General features: G+C 42.9%; 24 protein-coding genes. 14 read left to right on the top strand and 10 right to left on the bottom strand.

The genetic code is table 11. From position 1 onward, the window contains the following. Nucleotides 1-37 precede the first annotated feature (37 nt). Nucleotides 38-367 carry a four-helix bundle copper-binding protein gene (locus SALWKB2_RS08095; RefSeq protein WP_025331171.1) on the top strand — a complete coding sequence of 110 codons (330 nt, stop codon included), beginning with the start codon at nucleotides 38-40 and terminating at the stop codon, nucleotides 365-367. A 180-nt stretch (nucleotides 368-547) separates the two neighbouring features. Here SALWKB2_RS08095 and dapB read toward each other — a convergent pair whose 3' ends face one another. Both dapB and SALWKB2_RS08085 read right to left on the bottom strand, forming a co-directional pair. Beyond that, nucleotides 548-1,360: a 4-hydroxy-tetrahydrodipicolinate reductase gene (gene dapB / locus SALWKB2_RS08090; protein ID WP_025331170.1), complete on the bottom strand. Its 813-nt coding sequence runs from the start codon at nucleotides 1,358-1,360 to the stop codon at nucleotides 548-550. Nucleotides 1,361-1,363: 3 nt separating this feature from the next. After that, the gene (locus tag SALWKB2_RS08085; RefSeq protein ID WP_025331169.1) at nucleotides 1,364-1,723 is read right to left on the bottom strand and encodes an outer membrane protein assembly factor BamE; all 360 of its coding nucleotides are present in this window, start codon (nucleotides 1,721-1,723) and stop codon (nucleotides 1,364-1,366) included. A 129-nt stretch (nucleotides 1,724-1,852) separates the two neighbouring features. On the opposite strand from SALWKB2_RS08085, the gene fur reads away from it, so the two are divergent. The 3 genes from fur to dapD are packed head-to-tail and all read left to right on the top strand — an operon-like array spanning nucleotide 1,853 to nucleotide 3,939. After that, nucleotides 1,853-2,287 carry a ferric iron uptake transcriptional regulator gene (gene fur / locus SALWKB2_RS08080; protein WP_025331168.1) on the top strand — a complete coding sequence of 145 codons (435 nt, stop codon included), beginning with the start codon at nucleotides 1,853-1,855 and terminating at the stop codon, nucleotides 2,285-2,287. 29 nt (nucleotides 2,288-2,316) lie between these two features. Next, nucleotides 2,317-3,105, top strand: coding sequence for a leucyl/phenylalanyl-tRNA--protein transferase (gene aat, locus SALWKB2_RS08075; protein ID WP_025331167.1), 789 nt, complete (start codon nucleotides 2,317-2,319; stop codon nucleotides 3,103-3,105). 15 nt (nucleotides 3,106-3,120) lie between these two features. Then, a complete protein-coding gene (gene dapD / locus SALWKB2_RS08070) occupies nucleotides 3,121-3,939 on the top strand; it encodes a 2,3,4,5-tetrahydropyridine-2,6-dicarboxylate N-succinyltransferase (RefSeq protein ID WP_025331166.1) in 819 nt (272 codons plus the stop codon). Nucleotides 3,940-4,012: 73 nt separating this feature from the next. On the opposite strand, the gene SALWKB2_RS08065 is transcribed toward dapD, so the two are convergent. The 3 genes from SALWKB2_RS08065 to SALWKB2_RS08055 all read right to left on the bottom strand — a co-directional run bounded on the left by SALWKB2_RS08065 (nucleotide 4,013) and on the right by SALWKB2_RS08055 (nucleotide 5,114). After that, nucleotides 4,013-4,300 (bottom strand): hypothetical protein, encoded by a 288-nt coding sequence (locus SALWKB2_RS08065; RefSeq protein WP_025331165.1) that lies wholly within the window; start codon nucleotides 4,298-4,300, stop codon nucleotides 4,013-4,015. Further along, the gene (locus SALWKB2_RS08060) at nucleotides 4,297-4,713 is read right to left on the bottom strand and encodes a phage holin family protein (protein WP_025331164.1); all 417 of its coding nucleotides are present in this window, start codon (nucleotides 4,711-4,713) and stop codon (nucleotides 4,297-4,299) included. Before SALWKB2_RS08060 ends, SALWKB2_RS08065 begins: the two co-directional genes overlap by 4 nt. Before the next feature lie 86 nt (nucleotides 4,714-4,799). Further along, nucleotides 4,800-5,114, bottom strand: a complete 315-nt coding sequence (locus SALWKB2_RS08055; protein WP_025331163.1) for a DUF883 family protein — start codon at nucleotides 5,112-5,114, stop codon at nucleotides 4,800-4,802. Between the two features lie 222 nt (nucleotides 5,115-5,336). On the opposite strand from SALWKB2_RS08055, the gene SALWKB2_RS08050 reads away from it, so the two are divergent. The 5 genes from SALWKB2_RS08050 to SALWKB2_RS08030 all read left to right on the top strand — a co-directional run bounded on the left by SALWKB2_RS08050 (nucleotide 5,337) and on the right by SALWKB2_RS08030 (nucleotide 9,066). Continuing rightward, entirely contained in the window at nucleotides 5,337-6,200 is an 864-nt protein-coding gene (locus SALWKB2_RS08050; RefSeq protein ID WP_025331162.1) for a phosphoribosylaminoimidazolesuccinocarboxamide synthase, read from the top strand. A gap of 578 nt (nucleotides 6,201-6,778) precedes the next feature. Further along, a complete protein-coding gene (locus SALWKB2_RS08045) occupies nucleotides 6,779-7,576 on the top strand; it encodes a polyamine aminopropyltransferase (RefSeq protein WP_025331161.1) in 798 nt (265 codons plus the stop codon). Nucleotides 7,577-7,640: 64 nt separating this feature from the next. Further along, entirely contained in the window at nucleotides 7,641-7,976 is a 336-nt protein-coding gene (locus tag SALWKB2_RS08040; RefSeq protein WP_025331160.1) for a (2Fe-2S) ferredoxin domain-containing protein, read from the top strand. Nucleotides 7,977-7,981: 5 nt separating this feature from the next. After that, a complete protein-coding gene (locus tag SALWKB2_RS08035) occupies nucleotides 7,982-8,617 on the top strand; it encodes an alpha/beta hydrolase (protein ID WP_025331159.1) in 636 nt (211 codons plus the stop codon). A gap of 266 nt (nucleotides 8,618-8,883) precedes the next feature. Beyond that, a complete protein-coding gene (locus SALWKB2_RS08030) occupies nucleotides 8,884-9,066 on the top strand; it encodes a YdcA family protein (RefSeq protein WP_025331158.1) in 183 nt (60 codons plus the stop codon). A 140-nt stretch (nucleotides 9,067-9,206) separates the two neighbouring features. Here SALWKB2_RS08030 and purM read toward each other — a convergent pair whose 3' ends face one another. The 5 genes from purM to rpsP all read right to left on the bottom strand — a co-directional run bounded on the left by purM (nucleotide 9,207) and on the right by rpsP (nucleotide 12,527). Beyond that, on the bottom strand, nucleotides 9,207-10,241 hold the full coding sequence (gene purM, locus SALWKB2_RS08025) for a phosphoribosylformylglycinamidine cyclo-ligase (protein ID WP_025331157.1): 1,035 nt from the start codon (nucleotides 10,239-10,241) through the stop codon (nucleotides 9,207-9,209). Nucleotides 10,242-10,624: 383 nt separating this feature from the next. Beyond that, nucleotides 10,625-10,990, bottom strand: coding sequence for a 50S ribosomal protein L19 (gene rplS / locus SALWKB2_RS08020; RefSeq protein ID WP_025331156.1), 366 nt, complete (start codon nucleotides 10,988-10,990; stop codon nucleotides 10,625-10,627). Nucleotides 10,991-11,003: 13 nt separating this feature from the next. Next, a complete protein-coding gene (gene trmD, locus SALWKB2_RS08015) occupies nucleotides 11,004-11,750 on the bottom strand; it encodes a tRNA (guanosine(37)-N1)-methyltransferase TrmD (RefSeq protein ID WP_025331155.1) in 747 nt (248 codons plus the stop codon). Further along, nucleotides 11,750-12,262: a ribosome maturation factor RimM gene (rimM, locus tag SALWKB2_RS08010; RefSeq protein ID WP_025331154.1), complete on the bottom strand. Its 513-nt coding sequence runs from the start codon at nucleotides 12,260-12,262 to the stop codon at nucleotides 11,750-11,752. Before rimM ends, trmD begins: the two co-directional genes overlap by 1 nt. 16 nt (nucleotides 12,263-12,278) lie before the next feature. After that, on the bottom strand, nucleotides 12,279-12,527 hold the full coding sequence (gene rpsP, locus SALWKB2_RS08005; RefSeq protein WP_025331153.1) for a 30S ribosomal protein S16: 249 nt from the start codon (nucleotides 12,525-12,527) through the stop codon (nucleotides 12,279-12,281). Nucleotides 12,528-12,932: 405 nt separating this feature from the next. Here rpsP and SALWKB2_RS08000 point away from each other — a divergent pair, with 405 nt between their 5' ends. The 5 genes from SALWKB2_RS08000 to groL all read left to right on the top strand — a co-directional run bounded on the left by SALWKB2_RS08000 (nucleotide 12,933) and on the right by groL (nucleotide 18,353). After that, nucleotides 12,933-13,892: an acetyl-CoA carboxylase carboxyltransferase subunit alpha gene (locus tag SALWKB2_RS08000; RefSeq protein ID WP_025331152.1), complete on the top strand. Its 960-nt coding sequence runs from the start codon at nucleotides 12,933-12,935 to the stop codon at nucleotides 13,890-13,892. Then, complete coding sequence (gene tilS, locus SALWKB2_RS07995) at nucleotides 13,870-15,183, top strand: tRNA lysidine(34) synthetase TilS (RefSeq protein WP_025331151.1); 1,314 nt, start codon at nucleotides 13,870-13,872, stop codon at nucleotides 15,181-15,183. Before SALWKB2_RS08000 ends, tilS begins: the two co-directional genes overlap by 23 nt. Nucleotides 15,184-15,263: 80 nt before the next feature. Further along, nucleotides 15,264-15,860: a sigma-70 family RNA polymerase sigma factor gene (locus tag SALWKB2_RS07990; protein WP_025331150.1), complete on the top strand. Its 597-nt coding sequence runs from the start codon at nucleotides 15,264-15,266 to the stop codon at nucleotides 15,858-15,860. A gap of 497 nt (nucleotides 15,861-16,357) precedes the next feature. After that, nucleotides 16,358-16,645 carry a co-chaperone GroES gene (groES, locus tag SALWKB2_RS07985; RefSeq protein WP_025331149.1) on the top strand — a complete coding sequence of 96 codons (288 nt, stop codon included), beginning with the start codon at nucleotides 16,358-16,360 and terminating at the stop codon, nucleotides 16,643-16,645. A gap of 61 nt (nucleotides 16,646-16,706) precedes the next feature. After that, entirely contained in the window at nucleotides 16,707-18,353 is a 1,647-nt protein-coding gene (gene groL / locus SALWKB2_RS07980; protein WP_025331148.1) for a chaperonin GroEL, read from the top strand. Nucleotides 18,354-18,806 lie beyond the last annotated feature (453 nt).

Below are 18,806 nucleotides of genomic sequence, written 5' to 3'. Positions count from 1 at the left end.
TTGTTAAATCAAAATATTGCTGAATAGGATATCAACCATGGATGCCCAGAAATTTAAAGAATGTATAGAAGCCTGTAACCGCTGTATTGCTTTATGCCAATATTGTTCTACTGCCTGTCTGCAGGAAGATGATGTCAAAATGATGGCTAAGTGTATTCATCTGGATATGCAATGTGCGGCTATGTGCACACTTGCTGTTAATTTTATGTGCATGAACAGTGCTTTTATCGTACAGGTGTGTCAGCTGTGTGCTGAAGTTTGCCGTGCCTGTGCTCAGGAATGTGGTCGTTTTAAAATGGATCACTGTCAGCGCTGCGCTGAAGCTTGTAATGCCTGCGCGGATAAATGTATGGCTATGGCTGCATAAGTAATGAAGTATGTATTGCAAAATTTTTAAGCCATTGTTTCTGTCAATGGCTTTTTTTATGGTTGTTATGTTATTGAAAATATAATTAATTCTATACCGTTTTTAGTTTTAAAATGTCTAAAATAAACAGGGTTAGCCAGATTAATAGCTAACCCTGTTTACTGTGTTAGTCAGATTGCTTTATTTCAGACCAAGTACATCCTGCATATCAAACAGACCATGTGGGTGCTGACGCAGCCACACTGCCGCCCGGACAGCACCATTAGCGAAAGTAGCACGGCTGGAGGCTTTATGGCTGATTTCAACACGTTCACCATCAGTTGCAAACAATGCCGTGTGTTCGCCGACAATGTCACCGGCGCGGATAGTTGAAAAGCCGATTGTCTGCGGGTCACGCGCTCCGGTATGTCCTTCGCGCCCGTAAACGGCACAGGTTTTTAAATCACGACCTAGTGCATCGGCAATTACTTCTCCCATGCGCAGAGCAGTACCGGAAGGAGCATCAACTTTATGGCGATGATGAGCTTCGATAATTTCAATATCGTAGCCTTCATTTAATACCCGGGCAGCGGTATTAAGCAGAGCAAAGGTCAGGTTGACACCCACACTGAAATTAGGGGCAAATACAATGCCAATTTTTTCAGCGGCTGAGGCAATGCGTTGTTTACCTGTTTCATCGAAACCGGTCGTGCCGATAACATCATTGACACCAAGCCGTTCACAGATAGCCAGATTATTCAGTGTGGATTCCGGTTTGCTGAAATCTATCAATACATCGGTATTATCCAGTACTTTTTCCGGGTCGTGACAAATACTAACGCCCAGCTCAAGACCGATAGCAAACCCGGCATCAAGACCGATAGCAGGGGAAGCATCGTGTTCCAGGGCACCGCTCAGAACACAATCCTGGCGCTGACTGATGCTTTGAATAAGGGCTCTGCCCATACGCCCGTTGGCACCGGCTACAGCAATTCTTAAACGTGATGTAGACATGTTTTACTCCGTTACAGGTACAGGCTGAGCAGTTAAAGCATCACCTTCGGCATGTATCAGTTTTCCGTTGGCATCAAAGTAAAGAGTCAGCTTCTTCTCTTCCTGAATTTCATTGGCACGGGTTATAACAAACAGATAATCCCAGCGGTTGGCATGAAACGGATCACGGAGTAAAGGAGTGCCAAGCAGCATTTGTACTTGTTCACGGCTCATACCGGGCTGTAAAGAGTTCACAACATTCTGGTCGAGCTCGTTACCCTGAATAATTTTCAGTTTGTACGACGGAATTTGTGTCAGTTTTGCTGTGGAGCATGCGCTCAGGCCTAGAACGGCCACTGCCAGCAGGCAGTATATTTTTTTCATACTGATACCTCTGATCCGGGACGAAACAGTTAGCAATGGCGATGGCGACATTGTATGACACCCAGTGGGCAATTGCCTTAAAAGTGCGTATTATAGCGAGTATTATTACTTAGTGGTGAAATAAGCATCATGAATAGCAATGTAGCTCAATTAAAAGATAACGGTTTAAAGGTTACTGGCCCCAGACTGAAGATTCTGGAGCTATTTGAAGCCCAGCCTGAACTGCATATGAGTGCAGAAGATGTATACCGGCGCCTGCTTGATGAAGGCGTGGAAATCGGTGTGGCCACCATTTATCGTGTGCTTACCCAGTTTGAACAGGCTAATATTCTGTTACGCCATCATTTTGAAACCGGTAAAGCTGTATATGAATTAAATCGCGGCGGTCATCATGATCATCTTGTATGCATTAAATGCGGAAAGGTAACTGAATTTTGCAGTGAAGAAATTGAAAAGCTGCAAAAGAAGATTGCTGATGATAACGGCTACCGTATTGTTGACCATGCCTTATATATGTATGGTGTATGCACTGAGTGCCAGCAGTTTGACAATAAATATCTCTGAAACTGAAATAAAGGGCAGGATATTCAAGTATGAAACAGCCTGAATACCGCTTACGTGTTCCGGTTCTGAGCAGGAATAATCTGGATTTTCCAGATATTGAAACTGCACAGCAACAACGTGACGGATTGGTGGCTGTTGGCGGCGATTTATCTCCTGCCCGAATACTGGCTGCATACCGGCAGGGTGTTTTCCCTTGGTATTCACCTGATGAGCCTATTATGTGGTGGTCTTTTGCGCAGCGGATGGTACTATTTCCGGCAGAGTTGAAAATCAGTCGTTCTCTGGCGAAAAATCTGCGCAATAAGCCTTATGCCGTGACCATGAACTATGCTTTCCGGCAGGTGATTGCCAACTGCGCCCAAACGCCGCGCCCCGGACAGAACGGTACATGGCTGAGCGCAGAAATGCAGCAGGCTTACTATTCGTTACATCAGCAGCAGTATGCTTGTTCATTTGAATGCTGGTATCGGGATACAGATGGCAATACTATTCTGGCTGGAGGCTTATACGGCGTGCTGATTGGGCAGATATTCTATGGTGAATCCATGTTTGCTCATGCTTCGGATGCTTCCAAAATAGCTTTTGTGCATGCCGTGCATTATTTGCAGCAACAGGGCGTACCGCTGATAGATTGTCAGGTTTACACTGATTACTTAGCCAGCTTTGGTGCCCGTAAAATTCCTTATGCTGAATTTGCAGCCTTTCTGCATGAGTTTAATCCGCGTTCACTGGCACAGCCAGACTCTTTCAAATCACAGGTACTGGCAGATAATGGTGTTATACCCTTACCCAGAGATAATCCGGAACTGAATTATTGATTATAGGAATATTGTATGTCTTTACAACAAGTAATTGAAACTGCTTTTGAAAACCGTGCTGAAATTACTCCGGTTTCTGTAACTGCCGAAGTAAAGGAAGCTGTAGCTGAAACTTTACAGCAACTGGACAGCGGACATCTGCGTGTGGCTGAAAAACAGGGTAATCAGTGGCTGGTAAATGAATGGGCCAAAAAAGCAGTATTGCTGTCTTTCCGGATTAGTGACAATGTACTGGCAGATGATGCAGTCAATCGCTATTTTGATAAAGTACCTACTAAATTTGCCAACTGGACTGGCGCAGATTTTCAGCAGGCAGGCTTCCGTGCAGTTCCGGGTGCAGTAGTACGTGCCGGCAGTCATATTGGTAAAAATGTAGTACTGATGCCTTCATTTGTTAATATTGGTGCATTTGTTGATGAAGGTACGATGGTTGATACTTGGGCAACGGTAGGTTCCTGTGCTCAGATTGGTAAACATGTTCACCTGAGTGGCGGGGTAGGCATAGGTGGTGTACTGGAACCTTTACAGGCAGCACCAACAATTATTGAAGATAACTGTTTTATCGGCGCCCGTTCAGAAATTGTTGAAGGGGTAATTGTCGAAGAGGGCAGTGTAATTTCGATGGGTGTATTTATTGGTCAGTCTACTAAAATTTATGACCGTGAAAGCGGTGAAATCAGTTATGGCCGGGTACCAGCCGGTTCTGTTGTGGTTTCAGGCAGCCTTCCGGCAAAAGATGGCAGCCATAGTCTGTATTGTGCAGTAATTGTCAAAAAGGTAGATGCCAAAACCCGTGCTAAAACCAGTGTTAATGATTTACTGCGTGGAATCTAAGTTCTTTCAGGTTTTATAAATAAAAGCCTCTTACTTGCTGGTAAGAGGCTTTATCTTTATTATCTGTTGTATTTTAACGTATATTGCGGCTAATTTTATTGGCTATCAGGGTAGCCGCGGTTAATACAACACCCACCAGCAGCTTGTTGCGCCAGCGTTTGGGTTTGTTCGCCAGCTTAAGAGCTAAACCTCCTGCCGGAATTTTATCCACAATATTCAGCGAGCGCTGCCATAAACGTGATTTATGGGTATTATCACCATTCCTGAGCTGCTCTGCGAGTAATTTTAATCTCGTACCTTGTGCCTGTATGTCCAGCAATTCGCGTTGCTGTGCGATATTCAGCTTATCAGATTTACTCATGGTCGTCTGTGTTCTCCATTGGCTTCATGCTTGCCGGTATGTCTGAGATAGCTTAGATCTTCACTCATTGCATCCAGTGTTTTTGTCATAAACTGGCTTTGCTTGCGTAACAATTTAATAATTAATATAGTCAGAAGCAGAATCAAAAGTAAAAACAGAATGGCAAGACCAAAAAATACCCATACTTTAGCCTGAGGGGAAAGTACAGTATTCAGACCGAATAATAAACTGATGAATCCCAGAAAAAACATTACTCCGGCAAGTACAACAAGTACCATCAGTACAATAATACTTTGCAGCTGGGCAATCGCATCCAGACGCAGCATACGTAAGCGAATCCATAATAACTCAGTGCCGTAAGTCAGCCAGATTTTCAGCTGGCGCAGGTCACGACCAAGATTGCCTATACTCATGGTATATTATCCGTTAAAAAGTAAATTATATTCAGGCAACCGATCGTCAGACCAGATTGCCTGAATGAACTTATGCCGTAAGTTGTTTAGTGTCTGCAACGTCCCAGCAACACACCGGCAAGAAAGCCTACTGCGGCAGCAACACCCATAGCATAGTATGGTTGTTCATGTACCAACTCATCAGTGCGTTCAGCTGTAGCACGGGCTTTTTCTGCCAGTGTACTTTCGATATCGCACAGTTTGGATTTGGTATTGCTTAGTTTTTTACGAAACTGATCTTTCAATGCTTTAGCCTGATCAGACCCGTTGTCGCCGGCGTTTTCATATAAATCTTCAACTTCATCCAGTACAGAACGTACTTCTTTCATTAAATCTTTTTTTTGTGAATCAAAATCAGCCATGGCAATTCTCCTTCCAATTGGCGTGGAATTTATCTACGATTTAACATCAGCAACCGGCTTAACCCTTGCAGTACGGCAAACAGACTGTCGGTTGTATTGCAATATCGGTTAAAATAATCATTGGCTGCTAACATTTGTTGCACAATGATTACCTTAGCACAAGGTTATTGATTTGCACAGGTATATTATATTGGCGATTAACCGCTTGAATAGAGGTAGATGATGACTGAGCTGGCGCTGGAAAAAATATATTCGGGTAAAGTACGCGATTTGTATGCAATTGACGAGAAACGCATGCTGATGGTAGCTACAGACCGCTTATCGGCTTTTGATGTAATTTTACCTGAACCTATAACAGGAAAAGGCGAAATTCTTACCCAGATATCAAATTTCTGGTTTAAAAAACTGCAACATATTATGCCTAACCATTTTACTGGTGAAACAGTTTATGATGTGCTGCCACGCCAGCAGGCTGACAAAATTGCCAAACGGGCAGTTGTGGTAAAAAAATTAAGCCCGTTGAAAATAGAAGCTATTGTTCGCGGTTATCTTTCTGGCAGTGGCTGGCGTGATTACCAGCAAACCGGAGCTGTTTGCGGAATTAAATTGCCAGCGGGATTACGGGAAGCTGAACAATTACCTGAGGTGATTTTTACTCCATCAAGTAAAGCTGCTGTAGGCGACCATGATGAAAATATCAGTTTGTCACAATGTGCTTCTCTGCTGGGAGAAGAACTGACAGAGCAGGTAAGTGCTAAGGCGATTAAGCTATATTCAGAAGCCGCGGATTATGCTCGCAGTAAAGGCATCATTATTGCCGATACCAAATTTGAATTCGGTTTGGATGAGAATGGTGTTTTGACGCTTATGGATGAAGTGCTTACCCCGGATTCCAGCCGTTTTTGGTCTGTAGACAGCTATCAGGTTGGTAGCAATCCGCCTTCATTCGATAAACAGTTTATCCGTGACTGGTTGGTAGAGTCCGGTTGGAATAAACAACCACCGGCACCACATATACCGGCAGACATAATTGCCAAAACACTGGCTAAATATGAAGAAGCCCTGCATCTGATTGCCGGAGCATAAAATATTATGAATGGCAGGCAAGCGGTCCTGCCAGTATCATCCTATGTATATCAGCTCATACTCTTTCCGACAGGAATATTGAGTAGCCGGGGATGGTTTGCCTGCTTTTATTGCTGATTTAGAGCACCATTATCGGATTGTGCTTTGCTTGTGATTTTGCTGATAACAGCACTAATCAGTCTATTGACCTTATTCTGTATCTGTACTTGTTAAATCTTACAACACAGATAGCTATTAAATTACCCCTTGGATATTTTACAAATTTTATGATAGGTAGTTTGTGATTCAGCAATACAAATGGAAACACCGGATTTATAGGTTGCAGTACCAGAAAATTGATTCAATAAACCATTTGCTATCTAAAGTGACATAATACTTTATAAAACAAAAAATCTGTTATAACTATATAATACACCACCAACTGGCCTCACTATATTTGCTGTTTATTCCAGTCTTATCAGTGAGGCTAATATTATTTTTACACGGTTTACTGCTAATCTGATATTGAATATTATCAGACTGCATATTAGCCATCCGGCCAATTGCTACTTTATTGTTATCTGATGACGGAAATTACTATGCCACAACACCCCTATCGTCGTTTACGTCCTGCGCACTATGAGTTACCTGAAGTAGGCATATCCGAATCAGGCAATATACGTTCTCTCCATCTGGGTACGTCTACTATACAAAGTTCTATGAATGTCGATGATCCGGCAGAACTGGTGTTATCGTATAGCCGGGCTATGATGGCATGGTTATTGTTTGCCGACAGTATGCCCCGGCATATTACCCAAATAGGTTTGGGCGGTGGCTCATTTGCACGCTGGATAGATGCTTACCTGCCTGATGCCTGTCAGACTGCTGTCGATATCAACCCTCAGGTTATCAGTATTGCCCGCAGTATGTTTGAGCTGCCATTTGAGGGCGAAAAATTCGAAATTATTGAAGACGACGGTGCCGAATACATCAAGATACTGCGGGGAAATACAGATATCATTCTGGTTGATGGCTTTGATGGTGAGCAGATTATTGACAGTCTGGTTGCTGAACCTTTTTTTGAGGATTGTCGTCAGGCACTGAGTGAGCATGGCATCTTTGTTACTAACTGGTGGCAGGGTGACAAACGGTTTCAGACTTTTGTGCGCCGGTTACGTAGTGTATTTGACAACAGAGTACTAATGGTGCCGGCTGAAACTCATGGCAATATTGCCGTACTGGCCTTTCAGCAGCCTCCTTCAGTACGTGACTGGGATAAACTGAAAAAACGCGCTGCACAGCGTGCAATTGAATTTAATCTGGATTTGCCTGCTATGCTGGCTTCAATTAAAGCTCAGCAATCACACAGTAATCGTGTGCTGACATTTAATGATTAAATATTTCATACTGGCAAAATGGATATTGCCGGTGTGAGCAGAAACAAAGAATAAAGGAAAACCCGTGAGTTATTATGCTAAACATCTTTTTGTCTGCACCAATCGCCGAGATAATCCGTGTCGCCAGAGCTGTGGAGACGATGATGTTGGTGCAGATGCAGTTGATTATCTCAAAGGCCATGCTAAGGACATGGGGCTGATGGGAGTAGGTAAGCTGCGTATCAGCAGTGCCGGCTGTCTTGGCCGGTGTGATGAAGGGCCGGTTATGGTGCTTTATCCGCAGGGGCGCTGGTATACCTATGTAGACGAAAGTGACCTACAGGAAATATTGGATGAAGAACTGGCAAACGATCGTGTTGTTACACGATTGTTAATGGATAAACATGAAAGTAATGAGTAAATCTGATGCTGAAGCAACAACCGAACATCTGGATTAACGGGCCGGCAGGACGGCTTGAAACTATTTATTTACCTGCGCAGGGTACTGCATGCGGTGTGGCTGTAATTAATCATCCTAATCCTTTACAAGGCGGGCTGAATACCAATAAAGTGGTACAGACAGCAGCAAAAGCACTTACAGGAATGGGTTTTCACTGTTATCTGCCTAATTTGCGTGGTGTGGGTAATAGCGAAGGAGAGCATGATTATGGTCGCGGTGAAGTGGCGGACTGCCTTGCCGTGGTTGACTTTGCCCGTGCTCAGCATCCAGAAGTTAGTAAACTGGTATTATCCGGTTTTTCTTTTGGTGGCTATGTAGCCTTGTTCAGCGCGCTCACTGCAAGACCGGATGCCTTATTGCTGATGGGTCCGGCTATAGGTATGTATACCATTGATGCACCCAATGCCTATAATCCGACTACTACATTACTGATTCATGGTGAAAAGGATGAAGTGGTACCGTTGCAGAACAGTCTGAACTGGGCTGAAGGGCAGGACTTGCCCGTATTGGTTGTACCCGGTTCCGGCCATTTTTTTCATGGTAAACTGATTTTACTGCGTCAATGGATTGAAAGGCTACTTCCTGCATTATTGACGAAATAAACGATGATATGTCTTTTGTCGGCAATCAACTGATGTTGGCAAAAGGCTATATTTAATTATTACAGTTTTTAAAAAATATAAGCTATTATTATTTCAACTAACTGATTCTATTATTTTCTTAATAATCAATCTTCATAAATAGATTTTAATATTTAATATATACATGTTTGATTAAAATCAAATATTAATATATGCATAAATTGCATTTAATTTTAATATTTAATTATAATAAATTTACTTATTAAAGATAAATAACAGGAGAAGCAATGAAAAATTGGGTTTTAGCTTTTAGTGCTGCTATTTTTATGTTTAGTGTATTTAACCCAGCTAATGCCAGAGGTCGTGAACCATGTTCTGGTAAAAAAGGGGGTATTTCCCATTGTGCCGGTACAAAATTTGTATGTAATGATGGCAGTTACAGCGCTTCTAAGAAAATTTGCAGGCGTTAATATATCATTTATAATATTTATTATAACATAGTAAATAGGCAGCCAGACGTGGCTGCCTGTGTTTATAAGTTTATAGTATTACTAAGAAAATATTCTTAACCTGAAATTTATAAATTTAAGTCAGTTATTAAAATTATCCTTTAATTTATCTGGGTTTGATGTTCGTCACTCTGACGAGAACGAATACGACCTATCTGATAAACAATTTCGCCTTGTTGCTGCAAAAATTTCTGTATCGCATCTGCATCTTCTGCACTCACTACCAAAACCATACCAATACCGCAATTAAAAGTGCGGTACATTTCCTGAGTTTCTACATTTCCAGCTTGTTGCAGCCATTGAAAAAGTTTGGGTAATGGCCATGATTGAGAATCAATGGCTGCAACGGTGTTTTCAGGAAGAATGCGGGGTACATTTTCACTGATACCGCCACCGGTAATATGAGCCATACCTTTGATGGTAAATTGTTTTAGTGCCGCCAGAATAGGTTTTACATAAAGCCGGGTCGGGGCAATGATTGCCTGGCGCAATGTTTTACCCTGATTAAATTCAGCATCAAGTTCAGGCTGGGCACGTTCGATAATTTTACGAACCAGTGAGTAGCCATTGGAGTGAATACCGTTTGAAGCCAGACCTAATACAACATCACCTGCAACAATGCTGCGTCCGTTAATTACCTGTTCTTTTTCTACAACGCCAACTGCAAAGCCGGCCAGATCATATTCGTCATCGGGGTACATACCCGGCATTTCTGCAGTTTCACCACCTATCAGTGCACACCCGGACTGTTCGCAACCGGCTGCAATGCCTTTAATAACAGCGGCGGCACGTTCAACATCTAGTTTGCCGCAGGCAAAATAATCCAGAAAGAATAATGGCTCTGCCCCTTGTACCAGAATATCATTGACACTCATGGCTACCAGATCAATGCCTACGGTGTCGTGCTGATCCCATTCAAAGGCCAGTTTCAGTTTGGTACCTACACCATCGGTACCGGAAACCAGTACCGGGTGGCGATATTTCTGGCTAATTTCAACCAGAGCACCAAATCCGCCCAAATCACCTAATACTTCAGGCCGCATGGTACGTTTAGCAAATGGTTTAATTCTTTCAACCAAAGAATCACCAGCATTAATATCAACACCGGCATCACGATAACTCAGGGACTGGCTCATTTGGTGTGTTTCCTTTGGGTAAGACAAAGCAAGTTAAATTAGGATGGAGTAAACCAAAAACCGGATAATTTTAACATTTTTCACCTTTTGCCGGTGTGTAAATTATTAGAGTTTGTGAGCAGAGGATAGGCGTGGCTAGCATTCACAGATTTGGATTATTTCTGTCAGAGAAATTAATTTTTAAAAATTCAATTATCTATTCAGTATTTTTTATATAACACTATTTCAATAAATATTTATTGATTATTTCATGCTATTTAAAAGCCCTGACATTTTCTGTTTTACTAGTTTGACCGAAAACATAAAGAAAAAGGCCGAATCTGATGATTCGGCCTGAGTATATTAGCTCTGCCGCAGGCAGCTAATAGTAATTGTAAATACTGTTAGGCTTTACGAGCCGGCAGTTTTTCACGGATACGGGCTGCTTTACCGGTTAAGCCACGCAGGTAGTACAGTTTGGCACGACGTACATCACCACGACGTTTAACTTCGATTTTTTCAACGGCTGGAGAATATAACTGGAATGTACGTTCTACACCTTCACCGCTGGAAATTTTACGAACGATGAAGTTGCTGTTCAGACCACGGTTACGACGGGCGATTACAATGCCTTCATAGGCCTGTAAACGGGTACGGCTACCTTCAGTAACACGTACAGAAACAACCACGGTATCACCTGGTGCAAAAGCCGGAATTTCTTTATTCAGGCGAGCGATTTCTTCTTGCTCTAATTGTTGAATTAAGTTCATATTAAGCTTCCTATTATAATGGGATATCCCGTTCCTCTTGTCTGATCGTTTGCAAGAGTCTGGATTCCTCTGGGGTTAATTCACGATCGGCCAGTAAATCCGGACGGCGTGTCAGTGTGCGCCTGAGCGCCTGAGTTAATCGCCACTGTGCGATTAAAGCATGATTACCGCTACGTAGAACGTCGGGAACTGTCTGCTGACGAAATTCTACCGGACGGGTGTAGTGTGGGCAATCAAGTAAACCATTGGCAAAAGAATCTTCTACTGCTGAGCGTGTATCGCCAAGTGTGCCGGGTAACAAACGGATTACTGCATCCATTAACATCATTGCCGGCAATTCACCGCCGGAAACCACAAAATCACCAATACTGATTTCGGTTACTTCGTTGCTGGTCAGGATGCGTTCATCAATACCTTCATAGCGGCCGCACAGTACAATCAAAGCTTTTTCTCTGGCCAGATTTGCTGTCTGTGCGTGATTCAGTGGCTTGCCCTGCGGACTCATATAAATCAGTCGTCCTTCGGGACAAGTCTGTCTGGCTGTATCAATGGCTGCCTGTAAGGGCGGGGCCATCATAATCATTCCCGGACCACCACCAAACGGCCGGTCATCAATATAACCCAACGGGTTATCAGCGAACTGGCGCGGATTAATGGTGGCAAATTCCCATATACCTTTTTGTAATGCACGACCGGTTACGCCACTGCCGGTAAGGGCGGTAAACATTTCCGGAAACAGGGTAATGGCCTGAATGTGCATCAGTAATCACTGCCCCAGTCAACAACAATTTGCTGTTGAGGCAAGTTAACTTCATCAATGTACTGTGAGACAAAGGGAATCAGTTTACGGCCAAAAGCACCATCTACTACCAGTACATCATGCGCACCGGTTTGCATTAATGAACTGACAGTCCCCAGATTTTCCTGTGTACGGTTATGTACCTGCATTCCGATCAGGTCTGTCCAGTAATACTCATTGTCATCGGTTTCGGCAAAGTTGGCGCGGTCTATTTCGATGGTAAAGCCGCGCAGTAATGCTGCGCTGTCACGATCGGTTATGCCGTCAAATCTTACCTGTAATTCATCGCCGCTGATTTTGCTTTCGGCTATGCTTACAGTTTTAATCTGGCCATCTTTACTCAGCTGCCATTGCGGATAGTCGAGTAGGCTATCGGTATATTCAGTATCAGAATGGACTTTCACCCAGCCTTTTACTCCGAACACACCTTTTATATAGCCCATTGCTACCCATTGTGGCTGTGTACTATTCATTTGCTTTACTGCTAAATCAGGCCGCAGCCTTTTGTTCTTTAACCAGCTTGGCAACAGCTTCGCTTAATTGCGCGCCCTGACCAATCCAGTGGTTCAGACGGTCTGCGCTCAGACGTACGCGTTCCTGTTTCTCATTGGCAACAGGATTGTAAAAACCAACGCGTTCGATAAAGCGGCCGTCACGACGGTTGTGAGAGTCTGCTACGACAATGTTATAGAAAGGACGGTGTTTAGAACCACCGCGAGCCAAACGGATAACTACCATAGTGTATTCCTTAGTGAAAAAATCGAAGTAATTTTATTCTGCCAAGATAACAGAAAATCGCTAATTTTAGTGGGTAATTCCTAGTCTTGGCAAGCTGTTAATGCATATTTGTTGCGTATATAGTGTTTCGAATCTGCTTGTTATCGGATGTTTATTTAATTAGCATTGCTGCTGAGGCATGTGGTTTAAGTTGTTGCTATATCTGTTTAAATTGATAGAAAACGCTAAAGTGTGATTCGGATGCGCAGGTGGCTGTAGAGATGTTTTTTTATAATTATATTATATAAATCATATTGTTATTATTATAATCTATAATTGTGCTATCAGGTTTTTATTAATAAGGGCTGCATAGCTTCATTTCTTCGCGTATCATAGCTGATACATGTTTTTGCGGATATTTTAACAATGAAACAGATTTTTTTGGATTTTGAACAACCTATAGCTGAACTGGTACAGAAAATTGATGAATTGCGCTTTGTACAGGATGAATCAGCTGTGGATATATCCGAAGAAATCGCGCGCCTGAAAAAGAAAAGCGACGATTTAACCAAAAATCTTTTTGCCAAACTGACGCCGGTGCAAATTTCGCAGGTATCCCGTCACGCACAGCGTCCGTATACCTTAGATTATATTGATGCTCTGTGTACAGATTTTGAAGAATTGCACGGGGATCGTGCGTTTGCTGACGATGCCGCCATTGTTGGCGGTTTGGCACGCTTTAATGGTGAAAGCGTAATGGTTATTGGTCATCAGAAAGGCCGTGATACCAAGGAAAAAATTCGCCGTAATTTTGGGATGCCTAAGCCCGAAGGATACCGTAAAGCTTTGCGTCTGATGAAGCTGGCAGAAAAATTTCAAATTCCTCTGCTAACCTTTATTGATACACCGGGAGCTTATCCGGGCATCGGAGCGGAAGAAAGAGGGCAGTCTGAAGCCATCGGCCGTAATTTATACGAGCTGGCACGGCTGCGTGTACCGGTTATCTGTACAGTGATTGGTGAAGGCGGTTCCGGCGGGGCTCTGGCAATCGCTGTAGGTGATTACATCAATATGCTGCAATTTTCGACTTATTCAGTGATTTCACCTGAAGGTTGTGCATCTATTCTATGGAAAACCGCAGAAAAAGCTCCGGAAGCTGCTCAGGCTCTGGGGATTACTGCCAAACGCCTGCATGATTTGAAATTAATTGATACTGTGATTGAGGAACCTCTGGGAGGAGCACATCGTAATTATCCGGAAATTATGCAACGGGTAAAATCGGTGCTAACCCGTCAGCTGCAAGATGCTAAAGGCAAACAGTTGTCGACATTGCTAAGCCGGCGTTTTGATCGTCTGATGAGCTATGGTCAGTTCAGCGGTAAGTAAATTATGTGAGAGTATTGCACAACAATGGTCAGCCTCTATGGCTGACCGTTGTATTTTGGCAGTGGGTCTCAGCGGTGGGTTGGATTCAGTGGTATTGTTACACGCGCTGACTCAGTTGCGTGATAGCCTGCCGATACAGATATCTGCAATTCATGTGCATCATGGTTTGAGCAGATATGCGGATGAGTGGGCTGCATTTTGTGAGCAATTATGCGCATTGTGGTCAGTTCCGCTGCAACTGGTCAGGGTAGATGTGCGTGCGGCCGGAGAGGGATTGGAAGCCGCTGCGCGTAAAGCACGTTATCAGGTTTATGCTGATAGTGAGGCTGATGCGGTAGTATTGGCGCATCACAGAGATGATCAAATTGAAACTTTTTTTTTGGGGGCTCTGCGCGGTGGCGGTTTACGTTCGCTTTCAGCTATGCCGGCGATACGTTCATTAACTGAACATACTGTTATCTGGCGTCCGCTATTGCATTTTTCCCGGCAACAGCTCAAGGCATATGCAGATGCCGCAGGACTTGGACATATTGAAGATGACAGTAATAGTAATTGTGCCTATTTACGCAACTGGCTGCGTCTGGACGGTTTGCCATACTGGCGCAAACATCTGCCACATCTGGATAGCCAGATAGAAGCGGCTGTAGAACGTTTACAGGATGAACTGTCCTTATTAAATGAAATAGCTGAAGCTGACTGGACTATGCTGCATGCGCAGCAAAAAGGATTTCAAATACCGTTATGGCGTAATTTAAGTGAATCACGCCGTCGGCAGCAATTGCGTTTATTTGCGCAAAAGCATTGTTTGGGAATGTCTACGTCTGCGGCTCTAACAGAATTTGCACGACAGTTGATGGAAAGCAAAAATGGAGCACAATGGGCTTTACCGCATGCGCGTGTGGTCTATTATGATTCCAGATTATGGATTGATAAGTATGATGTAAGCGGGCAGTGGCACTGGTATGGATTGTTACCGGTGTCCAGTCAGAAACTGGTTACTGCCCGTTATCTGCAATGGAACCGGCATCCTTTTGGTTTGGCGGAAACTGATGCTGCGTGGAGAGTGCGTCAGGCAGATAATGAAGATACTATTGTTCTGAGAGGAGGAAGAAAAAAAGTTAGAAAATTATTACAAGAAAGGAAGATCCCTCCTTTTATGCGTGTTGTCTGGCCGGTTTTATGTGACTCAGACAATCAGTGTATCGCTGTTATTAATGTTGCTGTTAGTATTGACAGGGGTGTAACTGACGGATGGATGCCAATTATGGAGGACTTGCCTCTAAGGCTGTAAAACTTTAAGGCTGATACTAGATTTATCGCAGATTCAGCTGCTGATTGATGCAACAACAATAATGACTAGAGGATAACAAAATGCATGATGATTCTACCCGGCAGGTGGAAGAGCAGGTGTTGGTGCGAAGGGCTCAGCAGGGTGATGCTCAGATTTTTAGTTTGCTGGTCAGAAAGTATCAGCGTCGTTTAAAACACTTTCTGCGTCGTTTTACTCATGATGAGCAAACAACGCTGGATGTGGTACAGGAAACATTTCTTAAAGCTTATAAAGCTATGCCGCAATTTCGTGCCGGAAGTCAGTTTTATACGTGGCTTTGCTGTATTGGTATGAATACGGCTAAGTCTATGGCAGCTGTTTACGGACGTGAACCGCAAATGATTACTGAGATTATGGATGAGGACGGAGATGAAACTGATGTACTGGAACATTTGTCAGATTATCAGACTCCGGAGGATTTATTACTTAATCGTGAGCTGATTGATGCTGTTGATGAAGCAATTAATCAATTGCCGGCCAATCTGCGTCAGCCGATTATTTTATCAGAGATAAATGGTCTGACCTATGAAGAAATCGCTCAGGAATTAGGCTGTCCGGTAGGTACAGTGCGTTCACGTATTGCACGTGCCCGCGAAACGTTATCAGCCCAGATTGATACCAGATTTGAAAGAAAATAAGTCCCTCTGTAAATTGAAATTCTGATTTTCAGAATTTGGTAAAATAATTCTGGTAATTAAGTTAATCAGCATTATTTGGCATTTCACCACTTATATTTTAATCTGGTATATATACTTAATATTATGCAAAAAACAGTTTATCTGTAATTAGCAGATAAACTATCTTTTTTCTTGATGTGTTACCTGTGTCCGGAATCTGTCCGGCGGGCTGAGGTAATATATTTGCTCTGTCTCAAATTAATTTATCGGGTCGAAACGGGATGCAGGAGATTTGCTTGTAATTGCAGCTATCTGTCTGTAATAACTAAGATAATTTGTCAAATTCGCTAAGTATTTGTAAGAGTAAGGAAAAAAATTATTTCACTTACTCTTGAATTGCGGCGAGCCAGCCCTACTTTAAGTAACGAATAAATTTATATTTACGCCCCGCTGAAAATGCGGGTTTGTATTAACCAACTTTGCTGTGCCTCGGGCACTAAAGATGTGGAGAAGATAATATGACTATTCGTCCTTTGAATGACCGCGTTGTCGTAAAACGCCTGGAAGCTGAAGAAAAAACTGCTTCTGGTATTGTATTACCCGGTTCTGCTGCTGAAAAACCTGATATGGGTGAAATAATTGCCGTAGGTAATGGCAAACTGCTGAAAAACGGCGATCGTCAGAAACTGGATGTTAAAGTTGGCGATAAAGTAATTTTCGGAAAATACAGCGGCCAGACTGTTAAAGTAGACGGTGAAGAGTTGCTGGTAATGCGCGAAGAAGATATTTTCGGTATCGTTGAATAAATTATTTATCCAGAAATTTAATTTTATTGCGTAATTAATTATTAAAAATTAGGAGTTGCAAATGGCAGCAAAAGACGTGAAATTCTCTGACGAAGCCCGTCAGAAAATGGTTGCTGGTGTCAATGTATTGGCTGAAGCGGTAAAAGTAACTTTAGGCCCTAAAGGTCGTAATGTATTGCTGGATCGTGCCTTTGGCGGACCGCACATCACTAAAGACGGTGTGTCTGTTGCTAAAGAAGTAGAATTGAAAGACAAATTCGAAAATATGGGCGCACAGCTGGTTAAAGAAGTTGCTTCTAAAACCAATGACGTGGCTGGTGACGGTACCACTACTGCAACTGTTCTGGCTCAGGCTATTGTTACTGAAGGCATGAAATACGTTACTGCCGGTATGAATCCGATGGATTTAAAACGCGGTATCGATAAAGCTGTTGAAGCTGTTATTGCCGAACTGAAAAATATTTCTAAACCGGTTCCGGAAAAATCTAAAGAAATTTCTCAGGTTGCTTCTATTTCTGCCAATGCAGATGAATCTATCGGTGAAATCATTGCCAAAGCCATGAATGAAGTGGGTAAAGAAGGCGTGATCACTGTTGAAGACGGCAAATCACTGGAAAATGAAGTGGAAGTTGTTAAAGGTATGCAGTTTGACCGCGGCTACCTGTCTCCTTACTTTGTTACTGATGTAGAAAAACAGATTGCCGGTCTGGACAGCCCGTATATTTTGCTGTTTGATAAAAAAATCTCTAACATCCGCGATTTGCTGCCTGTTCTGGAACAAGTGGCAAAAACCAGCCGTCCGTTGCTGATTATTGCTGAAGATGTTGAAGGTGAAGCTCTGGCTACTCTGGTAGTAAACAACATTCGCGGCATCCTGAAAACCGTTGCTGTTAAAGCTCCGGGCTTTGGTGACCGTCGTAAAGCCATGTTGCAGGATATTGCTATCCTGACCGGTGGTACTGTTATTGCTGAAGAAGTTGGTCTGTCTCTGGAAAAAGCTACTCTGGAAGACTTAGGTCAGGCTAAACGTGTAGAAGTTGGTAAAGAAAATACTACCGTGATCGACGGGCTGGGTGACAAGGCTGCTGTTGAAGCACGTGTTGCTGAAATTCGCAAACAGATTGAAGTGGCTACCAGCGACTACGATAAAGAAAAATTGCAGGAACGCGTGGCTAAACTGGCCGGCGGTGTGGCAGTAATTAAAGTTGGTGCTGCTACTGAAGTTGAAATGAAAGAGAAAAAAGATCGCGTGGATGACGCCCTGCATGCTACCCGTGCTGCGGTAGAAGAAGGTGTGGTAGCCGGTGGTGGTGTTGCCCTGCTGCGTGCCCGTGCTGCGATTAAAGACCTGAAAGGTGCTAATGCCGATCAGGAAGCCGGGGTGAAAATCGTACTGAAAGCAGTTGAAGCACCATTACGACAGATTGTTGCCAATGCCGGTGATGAACCAAGCGTTGTAGTAAACAATGTGCTGAATGGTTCTGATAACTACGGCTATAACGCAGGTACCGGTGAGTATGGTGATATGCTGGAAATGGGTGTACTGGATCCGGCTAAAGTTACTCGCACTGCTTTGCAGCATGCTGCTTCTATCGCTGGTCTGATGCTGACTACTGATTGCATGATTACCGAATTACCGGAAGATAAACCTGCTGCTCCTGATATGGGTGGCATGGGCGGTATGGGTGGCATGGGCGGCATGATGTAATAGTCGTGTCTGGCTAACTAGTCAACATATAGCTAATAGTGAGCATAACAGGTGTTATGCTCACTATTTTTATATTGAATAGTTTAACTATAATAATGGCCAGATGCTTCAGATTTTATGATCCACATATCAGACAAAGTAACCATTCTTTTGCTGTTAAATGTGTTGATGATGATATTGTGTAAAAGTACAGTATTAGCCACACCTCTTTTGTTAGTAATTGCTTATTATTAATTTTTCAATGTGTTAACTATGCTTTAGTTTAAAGCAGATTTATAAGCTTTATACCTTTTAATGTAGCTATTAGTTTTTTACGTCTGTGGAAAATATCTTTATTTCGATTTGATTTTTTTCAATAAATCTTAGTCAATAAGAACGTTATATAGCTGAAATATTGTTAAATGGAACTTTTATCAATATTTCAGCTCATATCATAAAATGACTAATTATCAT

It is taken from the genome of Snodgrassella alvi wkB2 (assembly GCF_000600005.1).
GTDB classification, from domain to species: Bacteria; Pseudomonadota; Gammaproteobacteria; order Burkholderiales; family Neisseriaceae; genus Snodgrassella; species Snodgrassella alvi.
Note: the sequence above shows the minus strand (reverse complement) of the source record. Positions and strands in the feature narration are given on the sequence as shown.

What these genes read in the sequence shown, in the direction of transcription:
- rpsP (WP_025331153.1), bottom strand. Translation starts at nt 12,527, where the DNA reads ATGGTAGTTATCCGTTTGGCTCGCGGTGGTTCTAAACACCGTCCTTTC.
- SALWKB2_RS08035 (WP_025331159.1), top strand. Translation starts at nt 7,982, where the DNA reads ATGCTGAAGCAACAACCGAACATCTGGATTAACGGGCCGGCAGGACGG.
- purM (WP_025331157.1), bottom strand. Translation starts at nt 10,241, where the DNA reads ATGAGCCAGTCCCTGAGTTATCGTGATGCCGGTGTTGATATTAATGCT.
- groES (WP_025331149.1), top strand. Translation starts at nt 16,358, where the DNA reads ATGACTATTCGTCCTTTGAATGACCGCGTTGTCGTAAAACGCCTGGAA.
- trmD (WP_025331155.1), bottom strand. Translation starts at nt 11,750, where the DNA reads ATGCACATTCAGGCCATTACCCTGTTTCCGGAAATGTTTACCGCCCTT.
- SALWKB2_RS07990 (WP_025331150.1), top strand. Translation starts at nt 15,264, where the DNA reads ATGCATGATGATTCTACCCGGCAGGTGGAAGAGCAGGTGTTGGTGCGA.
- groL (WP_025331148.1), top strand. Translation starts at nt 16,707, where the DNA reads ATGGCAGCAAAAGACGTGAAATTCTCTGACGAAGCCCGTCAGAAAATG.
- SALWKB2_RS08030 (WP_025331158.1), top strand. Translation starts at nt 8,884, where the DNA reads ATGAAAAATTGGGTTTTAGCTTTTAGTGCTGCTATTTTTATGTTTAGT.
- SALWKB2_RS08085 (WP_025331169.1), bottom strand. Translation starts at nt 1,723, where the DNA reads ATGAAAAAAATATACTGCCTGCTGGCAGTGGCCGTTCTAGGCCTGAGC.
- tilS (WP_025331151.1), top strand. Translation starts at nt 13,870, where the DNA reads ATGGTCAGTTCAGCGGTAAGTAAATTATGTGAGAGTATTGCACAACAA.
- SALWKB2_RS08060 (WP_025331164.1), bottom strand. Translation starts at nt 4,713, where the DNA reads ATGAGTATAGGCAATCTTGGTCGTGACCTGCGCCAGCTGAAAATCTGG.
- rimM (WP_025331154.1), bottom strand. Translation starts at nt 12,262, where the DNA reads ATGAATAGTACACAGCCACAATGGGTAGCAATGGGCTATATAAAAGGT.
- rplS (WP_025331156.1), bottom strand. Translation starts at nt 10,990, where the DNA reads ATGAACTTAATTCAACAATTAGAGCAAGAAGAAATCGCTCGCCTGAAT.
- SALWKB2_RS08095 (WP_025331171.1), top strand. Translation starts at nt 38, where the DNA reads ATGGATGCCCAGAAATTTAAAGAATGTATAGAAGCCTGTAACCGCTGT.
- SALWKB2_RS08050 (WP_025331162.1), top strand. Translation starts at nt 5,337, where the DNA reads ATGACTGAGCTGGCGCTGGAAAAAATATATTCGGGTAAAGTACGCGAT.
- SALWKB2_RS08000 (WP_025331152.1), top strand. Translation starts at nt 12,933, where the DNA reads ATGAAACAGATTTTTTTGGATTTTGAACAACCTATAGCTGAACTGGTA.
- SALWKB2_RS08045 (WP_025331161.1), top strand. Translation starts at nt 6,779, where the DNA reads ATGCCACAACACCCCTATCGTCGTTTACGTCCTGCGCACTATGAGTTA.
- SALWKB2_RS08055 (WP_025331163.1), bottom strand. Translation starts at nt 5,114, where the DNA reads ATGGCTGATTTTGATTCACAAAAAAAAGATTTAATGAAAGAAGTACGT.
- fur (WP_025331168.1), top strand. Translation starts at nt 1,853, where the DNA reads ATGAATAGCAATGTAGCTCAATTAAAAGATAACGGTTTAAAGGTTACT.
- SALWKB2_RS08065 (WP_025331165.1), bottom strand. Translation starts at nt 4,300, where the DNA reads ATGAGTAAATCTGATAAGCTGAATATCGCACAGCAACGCGAATTGCTG.
- aat (WP_025331167.1), top strand. Translation starts at nt 2,317, where the DNA reads ATGAAACAGCCTGAATACCGCTTACGTGTTCCGGTTCTGAGCAGGAAT.
- dapD (WP_025331166.1), top strand. Translation starts at nt 3,121, where the DNA reads ATGTCTTTACAACAAGTAATTGAAACTGCTTTTGAAAACCGTGCTGAA.
- dapB (WP_025331170.1), bottom strand. Translation starts at nt 1,360, where the DNA reads ATGTCTACATCACGTTTAAGAATTGCTGTAGCCGGTGCCAACGGGCGT.